Origin of the sequence: Pantoea wallisii (genome assembly GCF_002095485.1) — a bacterium.
In the GTDB taxonomy this organism is placed as follows: Bacteria; Pseudomonadota; Gammaproteobacteria; order Enterobacterales; family Enterobacteriaceae; genus Pantoea; species Pantoea wallisii.
Map to the genome: position 1 here is coordinate 19,907 of NZ_MLFS01000043.1, position 23,602 is coordinate 43,508.

Here is a 23,602-nt window from a genome sequence, read left to right on the forward strand (position 1 = left end):
AATTAACGTAAAGTGCAGAGCATTATAAAAACATCTTGCGCAACAGCGCCAGCGATTTGCGCAAAGCGAACAGCGGATGCTGCATTAATCAGCATCCGCTGCTATTCAGAACGACTGTAACGCTGCAATCAGCCGGTCAAGACCCGTATCCAGCTTGCTGCGCGGGCAGCCTGCGTTCAGACGCAGATAGCTGCGGCTAACGCTACCGTACGTGCTGCCTGGCATAATCGCCACCTTGTAATGCTCAATCAGCCGCTGCTGCAGCTGTGTCTCATCAATGGCTAACGGCGCCAAATCGATCCACGCCAGATAGGTCGCCTGCGGCGGTTGCCATGCCAGCAAGGGCAGTTCGCTGTTCAGCCGCTGCGCGATGTGCTGCATATTGCTTTGCAGATAAGCGCGCAGCGCATCCAGCCACGGCGCGCCCTCGCGGTAGGCCGCGACGGTGGCGGCCAGCGCCATCACCGCAGGCGAAGATAACCCATCCTGCTGCTTCAGCGCGTGAAACCACGCCTGGCGATCCGCCGCCTCGGGAATGATGCCCCACGCACCGGTCAGCGCCGGAATATTAAAGCTTTTCGAGGCGGAGGTGAACAGCGCCCACGCGGACTGCGCGACCGCGCTCCATGGCGTGTGGTGCACGTCGCTCAGCACCATATCCATGTGAATCTCATCGCTGATCACCTTTACATCGTAGCGCGCGCACAGCGCTGCCATCTGGTGCAGCTCCTCCGGCTGCCACACTTTACCGGTGGGGTTATGCGGGCTGCACAACAGCATCACCTTACAGCGCGGCCGCGCCAGCAGCGTCTCCAGCGCGTCCATGTCACAGTGCCATTGGCTGCCGCGGCGTTGCAACGGCAGGGACAGGACCTTGCGCTGGTTGGCGTTTATGGTGTGGTAAAACGCGTCGTAAGCGGGCGTGTGGATCAACACTTCATCATCCGGCTGGCTCCAGTGGCGTAGCATCTGCGCCACCATATAGATCACGGAAGGGCCGTAAACCAGCGTGTCCGCCGCCACGCTGGTGGCGAAGCGGCTGCGCATCCAGTGCTGAATGGCGGAGAGAAAATCGTCATGCTGCCAGCGGCTGTAGCCAAAGACGCCGTGCGTCAGCCGCTGCTGCAGCGCGGTGATAATGCAGGGCGCGGTGGCAAAATCCATATCGGAGATGGTAAAGGGCAGCAGATCCGCAACGCCAAAACGATCCGCGACAAAGTCCCACTGCGTGCACCAGCTACCGTGGCGATCCACCACGCGATCAAAGTCAACGTTCTGCATCACGACACCGCTGCGCTCATCAAATGAGCCATCTCATCTTTCACCGACTGCACCTGCGGGCCGATCACCACCTGCAGATTGCTCTGGTTAAGGTGCACCACGCCAATCGCGCCGTTGGCTTTCAGCGCGGCATCATCCACTTTACCCATATCCGCGACGGAGAGGCGCAGGCGCGTCAGACAGTTGTCCAGCGAGGTAATGTTATCAATACCGCCCAGCGCCGCCAGAATGGCAGGCGTGTTGTAGCCCGATTTGCCTACACCGGCGCGGCTCACCTGCTGTTCAACGCTGCTGCTTTCGGCTTCACGGCCCGGCGTTTTGATGTTGAAGCGCAGAATGGCGAAACGGAAGATAGCGTAGTAACCCACGAACCAGATCGCCGCAATCACCGGCACCCAGTACCACTTGGTTGAAAGACCGTGCAGCACGCCAAAGACGAAGAAGTCGATCACGTTGCCGTCGGTATTGCCGATGGTGACCCCCAGAATTGCCATCACGGTAAAGCCGACACCGGTGAGCAGTGCATGAATCAGGTAGAGCACCGGCGCTACAAACAGGAAGAGGAACTCAATCGGTTCGGTTGTGCCACCCACGACGCAGGCTACCACGCCGGAGATAAGCAGCCCTTTAATTTTGTGCCGGTTCTCCGGACGCGCGCAGTGATAGATCGCCAGAGCCGCACCCGGCAGACCGCCGAGGAACGCCGGCATTTTGCCCTGAGAGAGGAAGCGGGTAGCGCTTTCAGAGAAGCCGTGGGTCTCCGGACATGCCAGCTGCGCCTGGAAGATGGTCAGTGCGCCGCTGACGCTGTGACCGCATACGTCCATGGTGCCGCCGGCGTCGGTAAAGCGGATGATCGCCACCAGGATATGTTGCAGGCCAAACGGCAGCAGCAAGCGCTCGCCGGTACCGAAGATCATCGGACCAAACTCACCGGCGCTGTTAATCATCCAGCCAAGGCCGGTGATGGCGCGGGCAAAGAAGGGCCAGATCAGCGGTACAACCAAACCGAGCAGGCCCATTACGAGGGTGGTGATGATCGGCACAAAGCGCGTACCGCCAAAAAATGCCAGCGCATCGGGCAGGCGAATCGTGTGGAAGCGCTCATGCAGCCAGAACACCACAATGCCCACAACCACCGCCCCGAGAATGCCGGTATCGATAGACTGAATGCCGAGAATATTCTGCACGTTATTGGCTTTCAGTACCGCTGCATCGGTCGTTGGCAGGATGCCATTGATGTTGAGCCAGAAGTTAATGCTGAGGTTCAGCACCGCAAAGCCCACAAAGCCAGCGAACGCGGCGACACCTTTGTTTTCGCGTGCCATACCCAGCGGAATGGCGATCGCAAACATCACCGGCAGATAGCTAAAGGCAAACGATCCCACCTTCGCCATCCAGATAAACAGGTATTGCAACAGCGGTTGATCGAGCAGCGGAATCAGCGTCAGCACATCGTGGCTGCTGAGCGAACTGCCAATGCCCAGCAAGATGCCGCAGAATGACAGCAGCGCGACAGGCAACATAAAGGTTTTACCCAGGCTCTGGAAAAATTCCCAGAGCGACATTTTGGGTCGGCTGGTGGACATAGATACTCCTGGCTAAAAAGTAACAACGGATCAAAGTGGTAAAGGATGATAAAACGTTTTACCAACCCGTTTTGTGGCAATAATCACAAAGCGAAACGAATCGACTGCTTTATTTTTACGGGAATCAGTGTAACGTTTTATCACGTTGTTTCTTAACGAGTCGTCAGAAACGGAACCCTATGTCCCAGCAAAAAACCACGATTCATGATGTCGCGCAGGCCGCAGGCGTGTCAGTCAGCACAGTATCGCTGGTGTTATCAGGCAAAGGGCGCATTTCGGCAGCCACCGCAGCGCGGGTGAATCAGGCCATTGAAGCGCTGGGCTATATCCGTAACCGCTCAGCTTCGGTGCTACGCGGGGGAGAGAGCGGGGTCATTGGGCTGATCGTCCGCGATCTCAGCCAGCCCTTTTATGCGGCAATGACGGCCGGGTTAAGCGAAGTGCTGGAGCAGCAGGGCAAAGTCCTGGTGCTGACGCAGAGCGGCCAGCATGGTCAGCAGCTGCAACGCTGTTTCGATTCGCTGGCGGCGCAGGGGGTGGATGGTATTGTGCTGGGGGGCGCCGTTGCACAGGCGGAGACGCTGGTGGCGCAGGCACAGGAGCAGAACATTGCGCTGATCTGTGCGGCGCGCGCCAGCAGCCTGGACACCATCGACTCGCTGCGCCCGGACAATAGCCAGGCCGCGCGCATCGCCACCGAGTATCTGATCCGCCAGGGACATCAGCGTATCGCCTGGCTTGGCGGGCTGGGTTCGTCGCTTACGCGCGCTGAGCGTATCGGCGGCTACTGCGCCACGCTGCTGCAATATGGCCTGCCGTTTCGCCCGGACTGGATTATTGAGTGCGATGAGCGCCAGCAGAGTGTGTCAGCACTGACGCAGACGCTGTTGCACCATCATCCGCGTATCACCGCCATTCTCGCTCACAACGCCAGTACCACGCTGGGCTGCTACTTTGGCGCGCTGCACAGTGGACGGACGATGGGCGAAGAGGCGGTCGATAGCTACTACACCCAACAGCTGGCGCTGGTAGGATTCAATGATGATCCGCAGCGTGAGGTTAACGATCCGGCGCTGACGTTTGTCAGCAGTGAAGCGCGGGATGTGGGCCGCCGCGCAGCAGAGCGGATGCTGCAGCGTCTGGCGCAGCCGGATGCGGAGATTCAGACGTTGATTGTGCCGCCACGACTGGTGCGCAGTGGTTAATTGACCGGGTGAAGCGTGGCGCATGCCGGTAAATTTTATCGCGGAAGGTTGCGCAAAGGGTGGGAAGGGATAGGGCGCACGGCAATGAGTGCATTTTGCGGGCTTTGGCGCGCGGCATCCCTGCCACGCGACCGCCGGGAGAAGATCACTCTCCGCGGGTTACTCTGGCATGCCTTCGCTGGTTGGCGCACCCAGCATGTAGCGTGACAGGAACTGCTCCAGCGACATTTTGTCACCATTCATCGTCACCTGGCCATTTGCATACTGCAGACTGGTGGTGATGTTATCGTCCTGCTGCTGCGTCAGGCGGAACATCTGGCCCATGGCCGCCAGACCTTTCACCTGCTGATCCGCCAGTTTCTGCGCATCGTCGCCCTGATAGCCCTCAGCCAGTCCAACGTGACGCATCACTTCCGTCGCCATTGGCATGTTGATAGTCAGCTTACCGTCGAGGGTTTTCAGTACGCGATCAACGGCCGCGCCCAGGTTCTGCGGCTCACCGTTTACGCTGGCCGGATCGCTAAAGCCGACATTCAGGTTAAAGGTGCTTTCACCTTTCTCATTTTTCCAGCTGAGCGGGGCGATGCTGACCGTCGGGGCGCCTTTCAGCAGCAGCGGCAGATTATTTCTCAGGATGGTCTGCACGCTTGCCTGATAGCGGATGGGATCATCAATCAGGCCCGGCTGATTCAGCAGATCCTGCATCTGTGCGTTATAGGTATCAGAGAAGGTTTTCACCGCCTGCGCATCAAACTGCGCGAACTTCATCGCCAGTTTTGCCTCACCAAACGGCTGCTTCTGCAGGCTGATCTTATCGACCTGATAGTCGATCTGGCCGCCAATCTTGCCGTCTTTGTTATCGAAAGAGGATTTACCGTCCATCTTCTCAAGCGTCAGTCCCTCCTGACCATTGATGCTGGCTTCCAGTTTATCCAGCGCAATGGTTTGATCGCCCACGCGCACGCCTTCCGGGCTGAGGTGCGTATCGCCGCCCAGTTTCAGACCGTTAAGGGTGAAGAGCACCGGCTGCTCCAGCTGATTTTTACTGGTTACCGCGATGCTGGAGAAGTCACCGTGCAGGCTCACCTTATCGCCTTTGCTATCGGCGCTGATGTTCAGCGTGCCGCCGTTGGTCGCCAGGCGATCGCCGGTCTGCGCATTACTGTAGTCCACGGGCAGCAGGGTCAGATCGGTATCGGTCGCGCCGCTGTAGCCCACGCGGGTATCGGCGTTAACCAGCGATTTGCCGTTGGTCAGTTCGAACAGCTTCTTCACCGCATCGGTGTTTTCCAGCTCGGTATGCACGGAGGCCATGCCCGGAATCAGGTTGCCGCGCTTCAGCTGCGCAAACGGGAAGGGACCGTGATCGATAGTTTCATTAAGGACGATGCTTTGACCCGGTTTCAGCAGCGGATTGTCTTCGGTTTGCGAACTGGCCTGAATCACCAGTTTAGTGTGGCTGCTGAACACGCCGCGCTGGTAATCCTGATAGCTAAGCGTCAGACGGCTTTTCGGCGCGTAAGCGTTGATCTGTGCGTTCGCATTCTGCAACATCTCATCCCTGTGGCTCTCCAGCTGCTTGCCGGTGAACCAGGATGCGCCGGTCCAAATCACGCCGAGCGCCACAATAACACCTACGGCAACCTTGGTCTTTTTCATCGCTGAGTCGTCCTTATCCTTGCGTCCGCACGCCCGCAGGCCGCGCGACTGGTGAAGAAAAACGCCCGCAGGCGTTTTAATTAATAGTTTGAAATAATAGCAGTTAATGCCGGAAGCGTCAGCCGGTTCACTTTAGCGCGTTATAGACGCGTGCCAGCCGGCCCGTGCCTGCGGCGTTCACCGGTGATTCGCTGGCGGCGATAAAGCAGGATTCGCCCGGCTGTAGCACCAACTGCTCGCCCGCCTTCTCAATCACCGCCTGGCCCTCAATGCAGAACAGCAGGGCGGCGCTCTGCTGCGCCAGACTTTGCGGCGTCGCGGAGAGGGTATGAATGGCGAAGGCAAAATCCTCTACCGGAATCGGGAAACTGAGCGTGTCGCCGTGCTGTTCAGGCTGTGTCAGCAGCGTTGCTGCCGGTTTCGCCTGGAATTTCAGGTTCGCCAGCAGCTCCGGGATATCGATAAACTTCGGTGTCAGGCCGGCGCGCAGCACGTTATCGGAGTTGGCCATCACCTCCAGCGCCACCCCTTTCAGGTAAGCGTGCGGCGTTTCGGCAAACAGAAACATCGCTTCGCCTGGCTGCAGCGTAATCACGTTGAGCAGCAGCGGCGAAAACAGGCCGTTATCATCAGGATAGTCGCTGGCGATGGTTTTAATGGTTTGCCAGGGTTCGCCTTCACGCCCGTTCAGTGCGGATTTCAGCACGCCGATCGCCAGCGATTTAGCGGCATCCTTCAGTGAAAGAAGGGTGGCAAACAGGTTTGCCAGCGACGCTTCAGTTGCGTTTTCAAGGAAATGGGCGATTTGCGGATGCGCACCGGCTACCGGCTCCAGCAGAGAGACTATCTCCGGCAACTCACGGAAACCGTTCATAGCCTGGAATGGCGTCAGCGCATAGACCAGCTCCGGCTTGTGATTGGCATCTTTGTAGTTACGCTCAGCGGCGCTTAGCGGGATACCGGCGGCATTTTCACGCGCGAACCCGGCCTCTGCTGCTGCTTTGCTTGGGTGCACCTGAATCGACAATGGCTGATCGGCACACAGCACCTTAAACAGGAACGGCAGCTCACCAAAGCGTTCAGCCACGGCATGACCGAGCGTGGCAGCGCGATCGTCATCAATCACATCACGCAGCGAGCGCGTCTCCCCGTTCACGACTACAGTTGAGGGGCTTTTCGGATGCGCGCCCATCCAGAGCTCCGCCATCGGCAATCCCTGCGGGTTTTCGATGCCGTACAGTTCAGTCAGGGCAGTTTTACTGCCCCATGCGTAATTTTGCAGCGAATTGTTCAATTTTTGCATCGTTTACCCTTAATAACGGTAAGTAATCAGGCGTATTAAAGCAGAAAGTGCCATAGAAAATACACGAACAAGTGCAATAAACGCGATGGGCTCGCATAATGTTAATTTCTTGTATGTGACAATCTTGCTCGCTTTAAGGCGTCGCGGGAAGACGACTTTAGGCGGAATACCTCAAAATCTGAGCTAAGGAGACGTAGTCATGGCAGCCAATCGCATTGAAAAAGACTCAATGGGACCCATCGAAGTACCCGCCGATAAACTGTGGGGCGCACAAACGCAGCGCTCGCTTGAGCACTTCCGCATCTCCACCGAAAAGATGCCCGTTGCGCTGGTGCATGCGCTGGCGCTGACCAAGCGCGCCGCTGCGCAGGTCAACCGCGATCTGGGGCTGTTACCGGCAGAGCGGGCAGACGCGATTGTGAAAGCGGCCGATGAGGTGCTGGCGGATCACCACAGCGACGAGTTTCCGCTGGCGATTTGGCAGACCGGCTCCGGTACGCAAACCAACATGAACATGAACGAAGTGCTGGCCAACCGGGCCAGTGAGCTGCTGGGCGGCGAGCGCGGCATGTCACGTCTGGTGCACCCGAACGACGATGTGAACAAGAGCCAAAGCTCCAATGATGTGTTCCCCACCGCCATGCACGTGGCAGCGGTCATTGCCGTGCGGGAGCAGCTGATTCCACAAATCCAGGTATTGAAAAAGACGCTGAGCGAAAAGTCTGCCGCCTTCAAAGACATCGTGAAGATTGGTCGTACCCACCTGCAGGACGCCACACCGCTGACGCTGGGCCAGGAGATTTCCGGCTGGGTGGCGATGCTGGAGCATAACCTCAAACACATCGAAAACAGTATTCCGCACGTGGCTGAGCTGGCGCTGGGCGGTACTGCCGTAGGCACCGGACTCAATACCCATCCGGAGTATGCCGTGCGCGTGGCAAAAGCGCTGGCCGACCAGACCGGACAACCCTTTGTCACGGCACCGAATAAGTTTGAGGCGCTGGCCACCTGCGATGCGCTGGTGCATGCGCACGGTGCGCTGAAAGGGCTGGCGGCATCGCTGATGAAGATCGCTAACGATGTGCGCTGGCTGGCTTCCGGGCCGCGCTGCGGCATTGGTGAGATCAGCATCCCGGAGAACGAGCCTGGCAGCTCAATCATGCCCGGCAAAGTGAACCCGACGCAGTGTGAAGCGATGACCATGCTCTGCTGCCAGGTGATGGGCAACGATGTGGCCGTCAACATGGGTGGCGCTTCCGGTAACTTTGAGCTCAACGTGTTCCGTCCGATGGTTATCCATAACTTCCTGCAGTCGATTCGCCTGCTGGCGGACGGGATGGACAGCTTTAACCACCACTGTGCGGTGGGCATTGAGCCGAACCGCGAACGCATTGACCAGCTGCTGAATGAGTCGCTGATGCTGGTGACAGCGCTCAATACCCACATCGGCTATGACAAAGCGGCCGAGATTGCCAAGAAGGCGCATAAAGAGGGCCTGACGCTGAAGGGCTCGGCGCTGAAGCTGGGCTACCTCACTGAAGAGCAGTTTGATGAGTGGGTGCGTCCGGAAGAGATGGTTGGCAGTATGAAGCAGTAACGTTGTAACAGGCCAGCGCCATGCTGGCCTTTTTACGCTACAGGCGATCGCTCCATAAGTGCATGCGCGGAATGATCAGGTGCAGCGGCTGCGCCAGCGGTTTGTAGCGATGTGTAATGTTCTCCGCATCATAATTCAGCAGCTCACCCAATGTGGGCACCTGGGTTTTATCGCGGCACAGCACCAGCAGCGGTGACGGGCAGGCTTGTTGTATCTGCTTTTTCTCGCTGGCGCGCCAGATTCGCGCAATGGGCTGCACCTTGACCGGGCGTTTGATTTTCAGTTTTGCCGTCGCGGGCAGGGCGCGAATGGCTTCCAGCTCCTGCTGTACCTTTTCGGCCCACTGCTCACGCGTCCAGGGTGCCTGCGCTCGATTAGCCTTCAGGCTGCGCTCCAGCTGCTCGATCACCGCTTCCCGCGTCACGTTTTTAATGATGTTCTTATTGGCCCAGCCGAAGCGCAGGGTATCAGGCGCATTCAGCACGGTGACGCTGCGATAGGCGTTAAGGGTGATCAGGCCGCGCAGATGCTGATGGACAAACTCAAAACGCGCCTCGCTCGGCAGGCCGGATTCAACCGTAATCAGATGCTCCAGCCGCTGTTTCAACGCGTTGATCTCTGCAACCTGTTGTGTGATGTGCTGATTCATCTGATCATCCGCTTCAATGCATATCGCCCCAGGTAGCCGCACCGCCGCTTTGGTACTGAGCTTCTCGGACTGGTGCTGCATAAACAGGCGGCAGTAGTGGGCAAGCGCCATCTCACGCGCGCGTTTGCCAAGGTGCTGCGTCACGTCAATGCGCGCGATCTCATCGTGCTCATGCCCTTTTTCAATTTCCGGCAGGCTGAACACGCGCGCCACCAGTAGCGGCTGCTGCTCAAGCATCTGGCGCAGTTCGCCCAGTCCATACTCCAGTGCGTTCACGCATTCATGTAAATCGGCAACCAGGTCGTAGCGCATCATTACACCCTTATAGTTACAACATACTATTAAGTTTATACTATAAGCGCAGGCTTGTCACGTATGTGCAAAGATTCAGTTAATCAGAAGAGATGGCGTTTTCGTCACCGGATTAGCGTGTTATAACAACGCTTTGCCTGCTAATGGAATTACGCTGTGGTGCATCCCCCTAAACCTGGCGTCTCAGCCATCGTTACGCTGGGACTGATACAGATCCTCTCCTGGGGTGGCTCTTTCTATCTGATGGCGGTGATGGCAAACCCCATTGCCGCAGACACCGGCTGGTCACAGCAGTGGATTTACGGTGCGCTGTCGCTGGGTATTCTGATTTCGGGCCTGCTGGCGCCCCTGAGCGGACGGCTTATCGCCCGTTCCTGCGGTCGCATGCTGCTGGCCGCAAGCGGGGGCGTCATGGCGGTAGGGCTGATCATCATGGGCCTTAGCCACCATCTGCTGCTGTTTCTTTTTGCCTGGCTGATTATCGGTGTTGGCATGGCGATGGGGTTATATGATGCGCTGTTTGCCACGCTCGGGACGCTTTATGGAGGCCAGGCGCGCGGCGCGATCACCGGCATTACCCTGATCTCCGGTTTCTGCACGTCGCTGGTGTGGCCGGGTACGGCGTTACTGATTCACTGGCTGGAGTGGCGGGGCGCCTGTTTCGCCATTGCCGCGCTTCTGTGCCTGACCGTCTTGCCCGCGTATCACTTTGCACTGCCGGCGCCGCAGGGCGATCTGCGCCAGCGTGCACAGAGTGGCAGGGCAGCAGAGAGCGATCTCTCCGCCACGCTCTTCTGGCTGCTGTGCACCATATTTACGCTGGCGTCGGTGATCATGACGGCCATTTCGGTGCAGTTAATCACCTTATTACAGGCCAGCGGCCATACGCTGGCGTCTGCGCTGGCCATCAGCGCCATTCTCGGGCCATGCCAGGTGGGCTCGCGTATTGTCGATATCGCCTTTAAGCGCGGGCATCCTGTCTGGACCGCCTTTTTTTCTGTCGGGCTGGTCGCGCTGGGATTACTGCTGCTGGCCTGTTATCCGCAGTGGGCGCTGGTAAGTATGGTGCTGTACGGCGCCGGAAACGGTTTGCGAGCGATTGTGCGGGGAACTTTGCCGCTGGCGATGGTCAAACCAGAAGCTTATGCAGTTGTGGCAGGGCGTATGGCGCGTCCGGCGCTGATTGGCCAGGCTCTGACACCCCTCGCTGGCGGCTACGTTTATCAGCAGTTTGGCGCCAGTGTCACCTTATGGTTGCTGTGTGTGCTGGCGCTGATCAACGTTGTGTTGGTCATCGTGTTGAAGCAGAAACTGCCGCATCAGCCTCAGCAACCGGCAAGTGGCGCACGAAACTAAGCAGCCTGTGCGCTTCTGGCCGGACAAATGATGAATCCGTGCCTTGATCACGGCTGCTTGCTTCTAAAAAGCAACAGTGTTTGTTATATTTATTGCTCATTGATTACTCACTGCAGCGGTATAAAAACAAGAAGATAGGCCGCAACTCAGGAAATTGAAATGCTAGATTACCGCTTCCCGACAGCTTTGCAGATGGTTTTGAGCGTAGCGATGGCGGAGCAACTGGGTAAACGTTCGACCAGCGCCATTCTGGCTTATGGTCTTGAAGCGAACCCCAGTTTCATTCGGAAACTTATGGTTCCGTTAACGCGCGATGGCATCATTGTCTCGACGCTCGGCCGTACCGGTTCGATCCACCTGGGTCGCCCGGCCGCTGAGATCACGCTGCGCGATATTTATACTTCGGTGATTGAAGATAAAAAGCTCTGGGCATCCCGTCCGGATGTGGCGCCACGTTGTCTGGTCAGCGCCAACCTGTGCTGGTACTTCAAATCGATCGCCGAAGAGGCGGAAGAGGCATCCCTGAAGGTGCTGGAGACCCGCACCGTCGCCGATGCCCTGGCAGAACTGAAGAAACGCGATACCAGTAACTGCGAGCCGCTGCCCGATCTTGATATCGCCGATTGCAGCAAAAAAATCCGCTAATCCCTGACGCGCATTTCCACCGCGGCGACCCCCCTGGGTCGCCATGCCGACTCCCTCCTTTTATTCAATCCCCGGCGCCGCTGTAGCTGCTGCATACCCAAATTTTTTTATATTTTGGAGTGGCGACCCAAAAGTCCGCCGTTCCGGGCGTGCTCACCCTCCCATCTGACCACGCTCAGCATCCGCAGCAGTGAAATTTGTGATGTGACCTGCCAGGGCCTGCGCCACGCCAACAGGCAAAAAAAATCCGGGCACGCAGGCCCGGATCTCTCTGCGACAATGCCGCTCTTATCCGGTCTGTACCTCCGCTGCCGGCTGCTGCTTACGCGTCACCAGCTTACGCAGCGTGACGTAAAACACCGGCGTCAGGAACAGGCCAAACAGCGTCACGCCCAGCATGCCCGAGAACACGGTAATCCCGGTCACACCACGCACTTCGGCGCCGGCACCTTCACCCAGAATCAGCGGCACGGTACCGGCGATAAAGGCGATTGAGGTCATGACAATCGGGCGCAGACGCAGGCGACAGGCTTCCAGCGCGGCCTCGACAATCCCTTTGCCCTGCATCTCCAGCTCGCGCGCAAACTCGACGATAAGAATGGCGTTCTTACACGCCAGCCCCATCAGTACCACCAGGCCAACCTGCACAAACACGTTATTATCGCCACCGGTCAGCCACACACCGACCAGCGCTGAGAGCATGGTCACCGGCACAATCAGGATTACCGCCAGCGGCAGTGTCCAGCTCTCATACAGGGCAGCCAGCACCAGGAAGGCCAGCAGCACCGCGACCGGGAACACGATAAACGCGGTGTTACCCTGCGTGGCCTGCTGATAGCTCAGATCGGTCCACTCGATATTCATACCGTTTGGCAGCACCTGGCCAGATAGCCCCTCCAATTTCTCCATCGCCTGCGCTGAGGAGAGCACGCGTGGGTCAGCATCACCAATCAGATCCGCAGCCGGATAGCCGTTATAACGGATCACCGGGTCCGGGCCATAGGTGGTGGTGATATTCACCATGCTGCCAATCGGCACCATTTCACCGCGATCGTTACGGGTACGCAGATTCGCAATATCCTGCACGCTATCACGGAAATCGCCGTCCGCCTGCGCCATCACGCGCCAGGTACGACCAAACTTATTGAAGTCGTTAACGTATGACGAACCCAGATAGACCTGCAGCGTACTGAACAGCTCGGTCAGCGAAACCCCTTGCGCTTTCGCTTTATCGCGGTCCACCTGCACATCCAGCTGCGGCACGTTCGCCTGATACGAGGAGATCGGGAACATCATGCCTGGCGTCTGCATCACGGCACCGGAAAGCGTATTGATCGCCGTCTGTAGCGCGCCATAGCCCAGCCCTGCGCGGTCCTGCACGTACAGCGAATACCCGGAGCCCTGGCCCAGCCCCAGAATCGGCGGAGGCATAATCGAGAAGCCGAAACCTTGCTGGATTTTGGCAATCTTCGCATTAATCTCTGCGTTGATCTCTGCTGCGCTGCGGGTGCGTTCGCTGAAGGGCTTGAGCCCAAAGAACACCGTGCCGGTATTGGGTGTATTGGTGAACTGCAGCGCGTTCAGACCAGGGAAGGCTACCGAGTAGGCCACGCCTTCGGTATTCATACCGATCTCGCTCATCTTACGAATCACCGCATCGGTACGGGCCAGCGATGAACCCTCCGGCATCTTCACGCCGCCAATCAGGTACAGCTTATCCTGAGTCGGGATAAATCCGCCCGGCACGGTGTGGAACATAAAGCCGGCACCAACCAGCAGCAACACATACACGCCAAACACCGCCCCACGACGACGCAGCGTTTTGCCAACCATGTTTTCATAGCCGTTTGAGCTGCGCTGGAAGAAGCGGTTAAACGGACGGAACAGCCAGCCAAGCAGACGATCAATCAGGCGCCCGGGAATATCTTTCGGCGTGCCGTGCGGTTTCAGTAATTTCGCCGCCAGCGCAGGGGAGAGCGTTAGCGAGTTAATGGCTGAAATCACCGTCGAAATAGCAATCGTCACGGCAAACTGCTTATAGAACTGCCCGGTCACGCCAGAGAGAAACGCCATCGGCACGAACACCGCACACAGCACCAGCGCGATAGCGATAATCGGTCCGGACACTTCGCGCATCGCCTGATGCGCGGCCGCCACCGGTGACAAGCCTTGCTCAATGTTACGCTCGACGTTCTCCACCACCACGATGGCATCATCGACCACGATACCGATCGCCAGCACCAGCCCGAACAAACTCAGCGTGTTCAGTGAGAAGCCGAGCAGGTAGAGCACGCTGAACGTCCCGACCACCGAAACCGGCACCGCCAGCAGGGGGATGATCGAGGCGCGCCAGGTTTGCAGGAACAGGATCACCACCAGGACGACCAGCACAATCGCTTCAAACAGCGTTTGCACCACGGCACGAATAGAGTCCCGCACAAACACGGTAGGGTCATAAGGCGCTGCCCACTGCACATCGTCCGGGAAGCGTGTCGCGAGCTCGGCCATTTTATCCCGCACCGCATTGGAGAGATCGATGGCGTTAGCCCCTGGCGACTGGAAAATACCGATCCCCACCGCATCTTTATTGTTCAGCTGCGAACGCAGGGCGTAGTTACCGGAACCCATCTCAATACGCGCTACGTCACGCAGGCGCACCAGCGTGCCATCGTCGGCGGTCTTCAGAATGATGTTGCCAAACTGCTCCTCATTCTCCAGCCGACCCTGGGTGTTAATCGACAGCAGGAAATCGCTCTCTTTTTTCGTCGGCTCAGCGCCCAGCTGGCCGGCAGAGACCTGCACGTTCTGCTCCTGCATGGCGCTGACGACGTCAGAGGCCGTCATGCCGCGCGCCGCGACTTTATTGGGATCGAGCCAGACACGCATCGCGTAATCACCGGCCCCGAAGATCTGAATCTGACCGACGCCCGGCAGGCGCGCCAGCTCATCTTTCACCTTCAGCGTGGCGTAGTTACGCAGGTAGAGTGAATCGTACTTGCCGTGTGGTGAGAACAGATGCACCACCAGCGTCAGCGTTGGCGACTGTTTCTGCGTGGTCAGGCCCAGCTGGCGTACCTCCTCGGGCAGACGCGCTTCGGCCTGCGCCACACGGTTCTGCACCTGCACCTGCGCCTGGTCAGGATCGGTACCCGGGCGGAAGGTCACGGTGGTGACCAGCACGCCGTCGGAGCCGGCCACCGACTTCATGTACATCATGTTCTCCACCCCGTTGATCGCCTCTTCCAGCGGCGTCGCCACGGAATCCGCAATCACTTTCGGGTTGGCGCCCGGATACTCGGCGCGCACCTGCACGCTGGGCGGGACAACATTGGGATACTCACTGATCGGCAGCAGCGGAATGGCGATCAGGCCGGTCGTAAAAATCAGAATCGACAGCACCGCCGCAAAGATCGGTCGGTCGATAAAAAAGCGGGAGAAATCCATAACAGGCAGTCTCGATTATTATTGAGCGGAGCGCATCGCCACCGGCTGAGCTTTCACCGGCATGCCAGGCATAAAGACTTTCTGCAGGCCATTAACGATCACGTTATCGCCCGGCTTCAGACCCTGCTGCACAATGCGCAGACCATCAGCCATATCGCCTGGCTGGATATCACGGCGCTCGGCTTTGCCTTGCGCATCAATCACATAAACGTATTTTCGATCCTGATCGGTCAGAATAGCTTTGTCATCAATCAGCAGCGCACGGGAGTCGGCGCTGCCGGGTAAGCGCACGCGGGCGAACAGGCCAGGGGTAAACTGGCGCTGCTGATTATCCAGCGTGGCGCGCATGCGGATGGTGCCGGTACTGGCGGTGAGCTGGTTATCAAGAAAATCGACGGTGCCGCGATGCGGGAAACCTGCTTCACCGGTCAGCGCAATCTCCACCGGCAGCGAGCCGCGATTCTGTCCCTGACGCGCCAGCGCCTGATACTGCAGGTAGATAGACTCATCAACGTCGAAATAGACATACATGCGATCCTGCGACACCAGCGTGGTCAGCACGCTGGCGCTGTCGCCGGCGGTCACCAGGTTACCGGTGGTGATCATGGCGCGGCTGGCGCGACCATCAATCGGGGCCGTCACCCGGGTAAAATCGAGATTCAGCTGCGCCACATCCACCGCGGCCTGGGCCGAGAGGACGCTGGCCTGCGCCTGGTGTGCCGCAGAGCGGCGCTGCTCCCACTCTTCGCGAGAGACCACGTTGGTGCCAATCAGCTTGTCGGTACGCGCCGATTCACTGCGGGCCAGCGCCGCCTGGCTGCGCGCAGTGGCCAGTTCGGCCTGCGCCTGCTCCAGCGTGGCCCGGTAGGTGCGATCGTCAATGGTGAATAGCACCTGACCTTTTTTCACCTCATCGCCTTCGCGATAGTTAACCTGATCGATATAGCCCGACACGCGCGGTCGCAGCTGTACGCTTTGCACCGCTTCAATGCGGCCATTGAAGCTATCCCAGTGGCTGACGTTTTGCTCTACCACCTGCGCGACACTCACTTCGGGCGGCGGCGGCGGGGCATTTTGCGCCACGCCGCGGTCGCAACCGGCCAGCAGGCTCCCCAGCAACATCACTCCTGACAGGCTTACGGCCCGACGAACCCCATACGTTTGCAGATGCATTGTTGTTATTCCGCTTTGGTGAAAAAAAGGAGACGTACGAAAAATCTGCAACTTTTAAGATTGCATTAAAACGCGATGAGTGTAGGCTTGTGCGAACTGCAACTGCAAGAATATCTGATACACTTTATGTGCGGTTTTGATCAATTCGTTGGCGGTGTCGGAAAGCCCCTACGACGAGTGCGGCATTTAATGCAATAATAAAACTTGCATTAATTGCGATAGTCAGTCACCCTTAAAGTGTAATTGCAACTGATACTGATACTGTTCGCCATGGCGACGGGAGAGAATGGGATGATGAGCGACGCTTTTATTCATGATTTGATCGACTGGATTGACAACAACATTGAAGCACGTCTGGATCTGGACACCGTTGCAGACCGCGCCGGTTACTCGAAATGGCACCTGCAGCGTATGTTCAAAGAGCACACCGGCTATCCGCTGGGTGAGTACATCCGGGCGAAGAAACTGAAAAAATCGGCGGACCGCCTGACGACCACCAACGAACCGATTCTCAACGTCGCGATTTCGCTGGGCTTTGATTCACAGCAGTCATTCAACCGTAGCTTCAAGCGCCAGTATGGCGTAGCGCCGGGTGCGTGGCGTCGTCACGCCGGGCACAGTGCCAGCGCGATGCAGTAACCCTCCGCCAGGGCCAGCCATGCTGGCCCGCGTTTTTCTCCGCGTTAAACCTGCTATCATCGCCGTCCTGTACTTCAGGATGTCACCATGTCAAAAAAACTCTGGATTGGATTACTGCTGGCGCTGGTTGTCAGCTGGGTCGGACTCAAGCCGCATCTTACCGCTCAACGTGGTCAGCCGGCGGATATCGCCCAACGTACCGAGGCCAAAACGGTGGCGCGCGCGCTGCAGCACCGGTTACCCGATCTCTACCTCACGAAAAGCGAAGCACGTCGTCAGGGCTGGAACCCCGGCAAAGGCAATCTGTGCGAGGTGCTGCCGGGCAGGGCGATTGGCGGCGATCGGTTCAGCAACCGTGAAAAGCGGCTACCCATGCAGGCGGGTCGGCAGTGGTATGAGGCGGACGTCAACTATGATTGCGGCCACCGCGATGCGGATCGTCTGCTTTACTCTTCAGACGGGCTGATCTTCCTCACCCGCGATCACTACCGCAGCTTTCAACAGGTACATTGATCATGCTGACCCTTCGCTTTGATTTTAAACGACTCAACGATCGTCAGGCCTTTTATCAGGCGCTGGTGCAGCAGAGCGGTGGCCCGGCCGGATTTGGCGACAATCTGGATGCGCTATGGGATTGGCTGACGGGCGGTATGACGCTGCCCGCCACGCTGCATCTGCTGCATGCCGGGCCGGCCGGCGAAAGCGCAGAGTTTGCGCCGGTGCTGGCGCTGTTAAAGGAGGCGGCGCAGCAGCTGGAGGGCGAGCTGCGCCTGGTCTGGCAGTAATTAAACGTGCAGCGGCAGCAGTAAAATGGTCAGCATCTGTCGCGCATTAGCCGGCAGATCGCCGCCGCCGGTGTAGCCGTTATTCTCCACAATCACCGTATTCAGCCCTACCAGCCAGTCGTAGATATAGTAAGCCGTGTGATTGGCCGGCGCAGCGGAGAGGCGCGTCAGGCGCTGGCCCGGTGAAAAGCTCACGCTGGGCGCCGGCGGTCGGACAAAGATAGTTTGCCCGCGATTCACGCGGCTCTCAGGACGTTCGCTCTCCGGGCGCTGTAAAAAGCCCAGCCAGGCAACAAAATCCCCCAGCACCGTCATCGCGCGTGACACCTGGCGATCGGTACGGGCCTCATAGGCACTGGCCTGCGCATCCGGTTCGTTGAGCGCGCTCTGCAGTTTGCTCAGAATATCGAGACGGAAACTGGCGGTGATCAGCTCCTCAACCAGCAGCTCCAGCGTCGGTTTATCAACGTTCAGCAGCGCCAGCAGACTGCGGCTCTCCGGCAGCTGGCGCAGATGCTCCAGCCACAGCGCAAAGACCTGCTGCGGGAACTGCTGATCGCGCTGACCGGCTGAAGCGCGCGGCTCAGCGGCGGTAACCGGCTCGTCTTTAAACAGATCGAACTCAAAGCCGATACCAAAATAACTCTGCTCCGTCGCGGCAGTTTTGCTGCTGTGTGCCGCGCTGACCGTGCCGCTGCCCTGGCTCAGCCACAGCTGGCGCACGGCTTCGCGGGAGGGCTGCAGGCGCTCCAGCAGCTCACCGTGCAAACCAGTACGATGCTGCAGGCACTTCAGCAGGGTGTCTGAGATAACCTGTTTGCGCGCCGCCTGCTCCGGCGTTGCGCTGGATTCGGTCCACGGCTGCAGGCGCTCCACCAGTCTCTGCTGCAGGCCGCTCAGCTGCTGCGCCAGACGATCGCGGCGCGCTTCCGGCTGCATCTCATCCTGCAACCAGCTGCCCATGCGATCAACGCCTGCGCGATCCAGCGCCAGCATCGATCCCCAGTTCTGTCCCGGCTGACCAATCTGCCGCTGCACCGCTTCATCTACGTTAATTTGCTGCTGCTGATGGCGCGCATCGTGCGGCGTAATCGCCCAGATCAGACGCGGCTTGCTGATGTTTTGATGCAGGTGCCACTCGCGCAGCGCGCTGGCGGCAAGTTCAGCATCCTGGCGCTGGCTGGCGGCGGTACAGATCAGCATCAGATCGATGCCCTGGCGTGCAGCGTACAGGCCGGGTAACAGCGCGCGCTTCTGCTCCAGCAGCGTGGCGCGCAGCGGATCGCGCTGACGCAGCTGCGCCAGCTCGGCCTGTTGGTTGCGATCGGCGGGCGTGCCCGGCGCCGGCAGCTCCAGCATGTCGGCGTCGTCATACAGCGCCTGACGCGGCGTGGAGCAGAGCGGCAGGGTGATCTCCAGCGTCAGCAGCGCCAGCAGACCCAGCGGGACATGCTGCGGTTTGCCTGACCGATTGGCGACAATCGGGCACACTTCAATCATCTCATCGTGATCGGCCTCGTTGCCGATCAGTTTTTCGGCCGGCAGCGCGGCATCATCGGCCAGCAGCGAGAGCGGCGCCAGCACGCGCGGCGCCTGACGAAGCTGGTGACGCAGATGCAGCAGCGTGCGCAGACTTTCGCTCAGCGCAGCCTGGCCGGGCCACAGCAGGGCGAAGAGCTGCACGCGGTCGTCAACGTTGAGCCACGGCGCCAGTTCTACTGCCTGCGGCCAGAAGTGACGATCCAGCACGGCGGCATGGCGGTGCTGACGACGGCTCCAGGCCCACAGCGTGATCAGCGCATCGCTATCCAGTCCGGGCTGGATCTCACTCTGCCGGTGGCGCTGCAGGCGCTGCAGCGCGGCATCGATTACCGCCGTATCCGGCTGGGCGTCGGTGCGGGCGCAGGCCAGCAGCAGACGAATCAGCTCGGCATCGCTGAGCAGCGTCATCTCCAGCGGCCAGGCGCCGGACTGTGCTTCGCGCTGGTGGCTGAAGCGGGTGGCGATAGCAAAATCGACATTGCCCGGATTGATATTCTGAAAGTAGTTGAGCGTGCGATCGCCGAGGCGGGCAATCAGCTGGCCCTGCGCATCGCCCACCATTTCACTCAGCAGCCAGGCTTTCCCCGCCTGCGACTGACCAAACAGCGCCAGCGTTACCGGGCGCGCCAGCTGACGCGCCAGCGCATGGCTCTCCACCCGTGCCCGGCGCAGCTGCAGGCGCAGCGTATCTGCCTCCAGCGCCAGGCGCGGTGAGTGCGCCTGATGGTTGTCGACCCAGTTCAGCGCCCCGTCGAGGGTCTCCTGGAGCAGGCTCAAACGTTTGGCGGGTGTGGCTGGCGTAGCTTTTTTCGCAGTTCTCATCGTTTACAGACGCTCCCGCTGTCGATCCAGTATTGCGCATTCGCATTGCCAGTGGCGGACAGCGTATTCAGTTTCAGGCTCAGTTGTTCCAGCGGCACGCGCGTGCCGTCATCCAGCCGCGCATCGCTCAGCACCAGGCGCTCAGGACCGAAATTGTCCGGCCCCGGCTGTACGGCCAGCTTGATGCGCAGCACGCTCTCGCCGGCGACTTTACGCGCCAGCTGCGGATCGACAATGCTCAGGCTATAGAGCGGCGATGCCGGCCAGCGATCATTCTCCAGCTGGCGGAAGCCGAGGCAAACATTGCCGCGGATGCGGAAGCTGCTTTTGCGATCCAGCGCAAAACCCTGGTCATCGAGATCGATATCGCTGTAGCAGAGATTATCGTCGCTCAGGGTGGCGTTTTCATCCAGAACACCGAGGTAGCGGATCGTCGAATAGGGTTCGAAATCGCCGGCGCGGAACCAGAAGCTGCTGAGACGCAGATCAAGCGCCAGCAGGCAGAGCATCGCGCCAACGGCGGCGGTTGATTTCGGGTTATCAATGCGGCCCTGTTTGTTAAACGGATACCAGTCGCTGGTGTGATAGCCCTCAAGCGACAGAATACGGCTACCCGGCAGCGGTTGCAGATGGCGCACCAGCGCCTGAATGCCGGGGAAGCGCGACGGTCGGCCGGTGAGCAGCAGCACATCACACTGATAAAGCGAAACCACTTCACACATTGCACGCAGCGCCGGGATGATCGCCATCCGGTGCTGCAGAAACTCTGCATGCAGCTGCGCCATGCTGACCACCAGTGGCACCTCGAGCAGATCGAAACGGCTGTCGCCGCCCAGGGTGCGCTGGATCTCACCGTTCACAAACGCCAGCACGCTGTTGGCCGGTTTTTGCGGCACCAGCTCGCCAAACAGCGCATTGATTTCACTGTGGCTATCGAGCGGGTCCCAGTTTTCGTAGCGTTCAAGCACCGCCTGCGCCAGCGGAATAAACAGCTGCAACGTCACCTGCTGGCGCAGCGTGGCCTGTCCGTCCATGCGGCTGTCGTGACCAAACAGCTTATGCATCAGCGGCTCCGCCAGCGTCAGCCCGGCTTTTTGCAGGCTCTGCTGGAGCGCAGGCAGAATCCACAACTGAATCACATCCAGCAGAATATCGTCACCGGCCACTTTAAAGCCTTCGCGGAACAGCAGGCGCGGCGTGATCTTCACGTTATTGCCCTGGCCATCGTCCAGACGGTACTGAGTGATGGCCAAATCGGTGGTGCCACCGCCAATATCAATTGAGGCGATGCGCAGGCTCTTGCCCGGTACTTCATCCACTTCACGCGGGCGATCCGGGCGCGCCATGCTGCTGAAGAAGTCCTCCGCACGGCCGGCGAAGTTAACCTGGGTTTCGTTGAACAGCCACACCATCTGGCCGCAGGTGGCTTCATCCCACTCCATCTGCACGTCCGGGACCGGGCGCAGGCTGGTGGCCTGGCTGGCAGCGCTGAAATCCTCCTCTGCCGGATGCCAGCCCTCGGCTTTCCACACCAGCGCGATGGCCTCCTGCATGCGGCGGCGGAAGATCTCACGCTCCGGCTTCGGCATGGCCGAAGGCAGCGTCAGAATAACGTGACGCAGCTGACGCGGCGCCTGGCTCTGCGGCATACGTTGACGCTGCGCCACGCTGTTCATCTGCATCATCGCCTGGGCCAGCAGTTCGCACAGCATAAAGGTCATCAGCGAGCTGCGGCTGTAGCTGGCGGAGAACACCGGCAAACGATCATCTTCCGGCAGCGCATGCAGCGGCTGGCCTTCATCATTAAGCAGTAGGGTAAAGGGCAGCGCGGTGGCCTGCGGCTCATCGCTGCTGCCGCTGGCGTTGAAGCGCCAGCCGGGCTGATAACGTGCCTCATCCCACAGATAGCGGCGTGGACTGGAGAGGCCGGTGCTGCCTTCCGTGCCGGCACGCTGCAGGGCGAGGCGGCTGGCTTCGCGTCCGACGCGGGTCAGCGAGGGCCACATAAAGGCATTTTCACGCCCGCTCTCCAGCGAGAAGCTGGCTTTACCGAAGCGGGTTTCGGCGAACTCCAGCCGGCTATCAAACAGTTCGTTATAGACCTGGTGCGGCTGCGACAGGTCGCGCAGCTGCAGTTCATATGTCTGGCGCAGGCCGTTGCTCTCCTCCGCATGGTCTTCCACCAGAATGCCGCAGGTGTGCGAGTTGCCCACGTCGAGAATGATATCGACATTCACCGCCGGGGTTTGCAGCGAGCTGGCCTGAATATAGATCTCGGCCAGGTCGAGCTGCTCGCCGAGTAGCTCCAGCAGGTTAAGATAGTGCGCCTGGTACTCAAACTCACGCAGCGCCTGGTTCAGCTCCTGTTCGCGGCGTGATTGCAGCGCGTTAACCTGCTGGCTGAAGGTTTCGCGCAGCCAGCCATCCACCCAGGTGAGGTCAAGGAATTCGCCCAGCTCATAGTTGTGCCAGGCAAGGGCGAAGCTGACGCCGTTTTGCGCATCGGCTTTGCTCAGGCCGAGCTGTTCACCGCCGTCCTGCTCCGCCATCAGGCGGGTATCAAAGGCGAGGGTGATGCAGTGCGTGTTACCCGCCGCATCCGGCTGGCTGAGCGGCGCCAGATGCAGGCGCGCCCAGTTGTCCGGTCCGCCGATAAAACGGCGACCGCTGGTGCAGCGCAGTACCGGCAGCGGCAGCCACTGGTTAGCCAGCAGCAGCAGCGAATCCGCCAGCGCGATGTCCGATTCCGGACGCACCACTTCTGCTGCGCTGCCATCTTCCGGATAGAGCAGGAACTTGCCGCTGTTACCGTCAACGTTAAGGCGCAGCAGCGGACCGTTTGCGGTCTGGCGGACAAACTGACGGCGCGCCTGCAGCGCCGGTAAACGCAAACCAAAATCAAGAAACTGCACACCGCTATCTTCAATCAGCGTGATTTTTTGTTTGTCATCGATGAGGGGAGCCAACATGGTTACTTACTCTCACGCTTAATCGTCAACGGGAATGCCTGGTCTGCGCCATATTGCGCAGTACAGCTGGCGATGCCATCACCGGCCTTACACACCAGCTCTGGCATGCGATAGCGCGATTTATCACTGCAGCTGGCAGTATAGCGGCTGCGCACCACCATGGTGCCGGCGCTGGTCATGGCGGCGGTGACATCGGCTTTGCAGCGGATATTATCGCCCTGGATTATCAACGCGGTGCCTTTGCCGTTGCGAATCTGATAGCGCAGGCTGGGGGGCTTACCGGTGGGCAGATTGGTCTGACGCAGCGTGACCCGCCAGTTACCGTTAATGAATTTTACGGAGCCAATGCGCGCATCGTCTGCCGTCATGATCAGATCGTCAGCTTTTGCAGGTTCAGTATGCTCCGCCACAATCTCCGCCGGGGCGGGCGCAACAGCCGGCGCAGGTGCTGCGCTGACAGTGGCGAGGGCTTGCGGCAGCGTGGCTGCAAGGGTTTCTGCTTTGGTCAGCGTCACCGGCGGTGCAATAACAGGCGTAGGCGCGTCGGTCAGGGTCGCAGCCGGTGCGCTGACCGGCTGCGGTGAGCTATGCAGCCAGAAGGCAACGCCCGCAGCCGCAGCGGCGGCAACCGG

17 protein-coding genes are annotated in these 23,602 nt (G+C 59.3%); 7 read left to right on the forward strand and 10 right to left on the reverse strand.

The features are described 5' to 3' along the window. Positions 1 to 105 precede the first annotated feature (105 nt). Positions 106 to 1,281, reverse strand: a complete 1,176-nt coding sequence (locus tag HA48_RS15100) for a MalY/PatB family protein (RefSeq protein WP_208613136.1) — start codon at positions 1,279 to 1,281, stop codon at positions 106 to 108. After that, positions 1,281 to 2,870 (reverse strand): maltose/glucose-specific PTS transporter subunit IIBC, encoded by a 1,590-nt coding sequence (malX, locus tag HA48_RS15105; RefSeq protein WP_128602062.1) that lies wholly within the window; start codon positions 2,868 to 2,870, stop codon positions 1,281 to 1,283. The genes HA48_RS15100 and malX overlap by 1 nt, the downstream gene beginning before the upstream one ends. Positions 2,871 to 2,974: 104 nt before the next feature. Between malX and malI the strand changes: the two genes are divergently transcribed. After that, complete coding sequence (malI, locus tag HA48_RS15110) at positions 2,975 to 4,075, forward strand: Mal regulon transcriptional regulator MalI (protein ID WP_425270670.1); 1,101 nt, start codon at positions 2,975 to 2,977, stop codon at positions 4,073 to 4,075. Between the two features lie 159 nt (positions 4,076 to 4,234). Here the strand turns inward: malI and HA48_RS15115 are convergent, their stop codons facing one another. Then, positions 4,235 to 5,734, reverse strand: a complete 1,500-nt coding sequence (locus HA48_RS15115) for a YdgA family protein (RefSeq protein WP_128602064.1) — start codon at positions 5,732 to 5,734, stop codon at positions 4,235 to 4,237. Between the two features lie 127 nt (positions 5,735 to 5,861). Continuing rightward, entirely contained in the window at positions 5,862 to 7,037 is a 1,176-nt protein-coding gene (gene manA, locus HA48_RS15120) for a mannose-6-phosphate isomerase (protein ID WP_128602065.1), read from the reverse strand. A 199-nt stretch (positions 7,038 to 7,236) separates the two neighbouring features. Between manA and fumC the strand changes: the two genes are divergently transcribed. Continuing rightward, complete coding sequence (fumC, locus tag HA48_RS15125; RefSeq protein WP_128602066.1) at positions 7,237 to 8,634, forward strand: class II fumarate hydratase; 1,398 nt, start codon at positions 7,237 to 7,239, stop codon at positions 8,632 to 8,634. 37 nt (positions 8,635 to 8,671) lie between these two features. Here the strand turns inward: fumC and tus are convergent, their stop codons facing one another. Continuing rightward, positions 8,672 to 9,598 carry a DNA replication terminus site-binding protein gene (gene tus / locus HA48_RS15130; protein ID WP_128602067.1) on the reverse strand — a complete coding sequence of 309 codons (927 nt, stop codon included), beginning with the start codon at positions 9,596 to 9,598 and terminating at the stop codon, positions 8,672 to 8,674. A gap of 153 nt (positions 9,599 to 9,751) precedes the next feature. On the opposite strand from tus, the gene HA48_RS15135 reads away from it, so the two are divergent. Next, a complete protein-coding gene (locus tag HA48_RS15135) occupies positions 9,752 to 10,951 on the forward strand; it encodes an MFS transporter (protein ID WP_128602068.1) in 1,200 nt (399 codons plus the stop codon). A 159-nt stretch (positions 10,952 to 11,110) separates the two neighbouring features. Next, positions 11,111 to 11,596, forward strand: a complete 486-nt coding sequence (locus HA48_RS15140; protein ID WP_128602069.1) for an RrF2 family transcriptional regulator — start codon at positions 11,111 to 11,113, stop codon at positions 11,594 to 11,596. Between the two features lie 288 nt (positions 11,597 to 11,884). Here the strand turns inward: HA48_RS15140 and oqxB are convergent, their stop codons facing one another. Both oqxB and HA48_RS15150 read right to left on the reverse strand, forming a co-directional pair. Continuing rightward, positions 11,885 to 15,040 carry a multidrug efflux RND transporter permease subunit OqxB gene (gene oqxB, locus HA48_RS15145; RefSeq protein ID WP_128602070.1) on the reverse strand — a complete coding sequence of 1,052 codons (3,156 nt, stop codon included), beginning with the start codon at positions 15,038 to 15,040 and terminating at the stop codon, positions 11,885 to 11,887. 18 nt (positions 15,041 to 15,058) lie between these two features. Next, complete coding sequence (locus HA48_RS15150; protein ID WP_128602071.1) at positions 15,059 to 16,213, reverse strand: efflux RND transporter periplasmic adaptor subunit; 1,155 nt, start codon at positions 16,211 to 16,213, stop codon at positions 15,059 to 15,061. A gap of 291 nt (positions 16,214 to 16,504) precedes the next feature. Between HA48_RS15150 and HA48_RS15155 the strand changes: the two genes are divergently transcribed. The 3 genes from HA48_RS15155 to HA48_RS15165 all read left to right on the forward strand — a co-directional run bounded on the left by HA48_RS15155 (position 16,505) and on the right by HA48_RS15165 (position 17,637). Then, positions 16,505 to 16,852: a helix-turn-helix domain-containing protein gene (locus HA48_RS15155; protein WP_128602072.1), complete on the forward strand. Its 348-nt coding sequence runs from the start codon at positions 16,505 to 16,507 to the stop codon at positions 16,850 to 16,852. Between the two features lie 87 nt (positions 16,853 to 16,939). Then, a complete protein-coding gene (locus HA48_RS15160; RefSeq protein WP_128602073.1) occupies positions 16,940 to 17,365 on the forward strand; it encodes a ribonuclease domain-containing protein in 426 nt (141 codons plus the stop codon). A gap of 2 nt (positions 17,366 to 17,367) precedes the next feature. Further along, the gene (locus tag HA48_RS15165; RefSeq protein ID WP_128602074.1) at positions 17,368 to 17,637 is read left to right on the forward strand and encodes a barstar family protein; all 270 of its coding nucleotides are present in this window, start codon (positions 17,368 to 17,370) and stop codon (positions 17,635 to 17,637) included. Here the strand turns inward: HA48_RS15165 and HA48_RS15170 are convergent, their stop codons facing one another. From HA48_RS15170 to HA48_RS15180, 3 genes are all read right to left on the reverse strand, one after another. After that, positions 17,638 to 20,001 carry a virulence factor SrfC family protein gene (locus tag HA48_RS15170; RefSeq protein ID WP_128602075.1) on the reverse strand — a complete coding sequence of 788 codons (2,364 nt, stop codon included), beginning with the start codon at positions 19,999 to 20,001 and terminating at the stop codon, positions 17,638 to 17,640. It lies immediately after the preceding gene. Further along, a complete protein-coding gene (locus HA48_RS15175; protein WP_128602076.1) occupies positions 19,998 to 22,970 on the reverse strand; it encodes a virulence factor SrfB in 2,973 nt (990 codons plus the stop codon). The genes HA48_RS15170 and HA48_RS15175 overlap by 4 nt, the downstream gene beginning before the upstream one ends. A 2-nt stretch (positions 22,971 to 22,972) precedes the next feature. Continuing rightward, the coding region (locus HA48_RS15180) for an SrfA family protein (protein ID WP_244182866.1) at positions 22,973 to 23,602 on the reverse strand (630 nt) is incomplete at its 5' end.

Bases quoted from the DNA above. Each gene is read 5' to 3' on its own strand.
- HA48_RS15165 (WP_128602074.1), top strand. From the start codon at position 17,368: ATGCTGACCCTTCGCTTTGATTTTAAACGACTCAACGATCGTCAGGCC.
- HA48_RS15175 (WP_128602076.1), bottom strand. From the start codon at position 22,970: ATGTTGGCTCCCCTCATCGATGACAAACAAAAAATCACGCTGATTGAA.
- HA48_RS15160 (WP_128602073.1), top strand. From the start codon at position 16,940: ATGTCAAAAAAACTCTGGATTGGATTACTGCTGGCGCTGGTTGTCAGC.
- fumC (WP_128602066.1), top strand. From the start codon at position 7,237: ATGGCAGCCAATCGCATTGAAAAAGACTCAATGGGACCCATCGAAGTA.
- HA48_RS15100 (WP_208613136.1), bottom strand. From the start codon at position 1,281: ATGCAGAACGTTGACTTTGATCGCGTGGTGGATCGCCACGGTAGCTGG.
- malX (WP_128602062.1), bottom strand. From the start codon at position 2,870: ATGTCCACCAGCCGACCCAAAATGTCGCTCTGGGAATTTTTCCAGAGC.
- HA48_RS15170 (WP_128602075.1), bottom strand. From the start codon at position 20,001: ATGAGAACTGCGAAAAAAGCTACGCCAGCCACACCCGCCAAACGTTTG.
- tus (WP_128602067.1), bottom strand. From the start codon at position 9,598: ATGATGCGCTACGACCTGGTTGCCGATTTACATGAATGCGTGAACGCA.
- HA48_RS15140 (WP_128602069.1), top strand. From the start codon at position 11,111: ATGCTAGATTACCGCTTCCCGACAGCTTTGCAGATGGTTTTGAGCGTA.
- HA48_RS15150 (WP_128602071.1), bottom strand. From the start codon at position 16,213: ATGCATCTGCAAACGTATGGGGTTCGTCGGGCCGTAAGCCTGTCAGGA.
- manA (WP_128602065.1), bottom strand. From the start codon at position 7,037: ATGCAAAAATTGAACAATTCGCTGCAAAATTACGCATGGGGCAGTAAA.
- HA48_RS15115 (WP_128602064.1), bottom strand. From the start codon at position 5,734: ATGAAAAAGACCAAGGTTGCCGTAGGTGTTATTGTGGCGCTCGGCGTG.
- HA48_RS15155 (WP_128602072.1), top strand. From the start codon at position 16,505: ATGATGAGCGACGCTTTTATTCATGATTTGATCGACTGGATTGACAAC.
- oqxB (WP_128602070.1), bottom strand. From the start codon at position 15,040: ATGGATTTCTCCCGCTTTTTTATCGACCGACCGATCTTTGCGGCGGTG.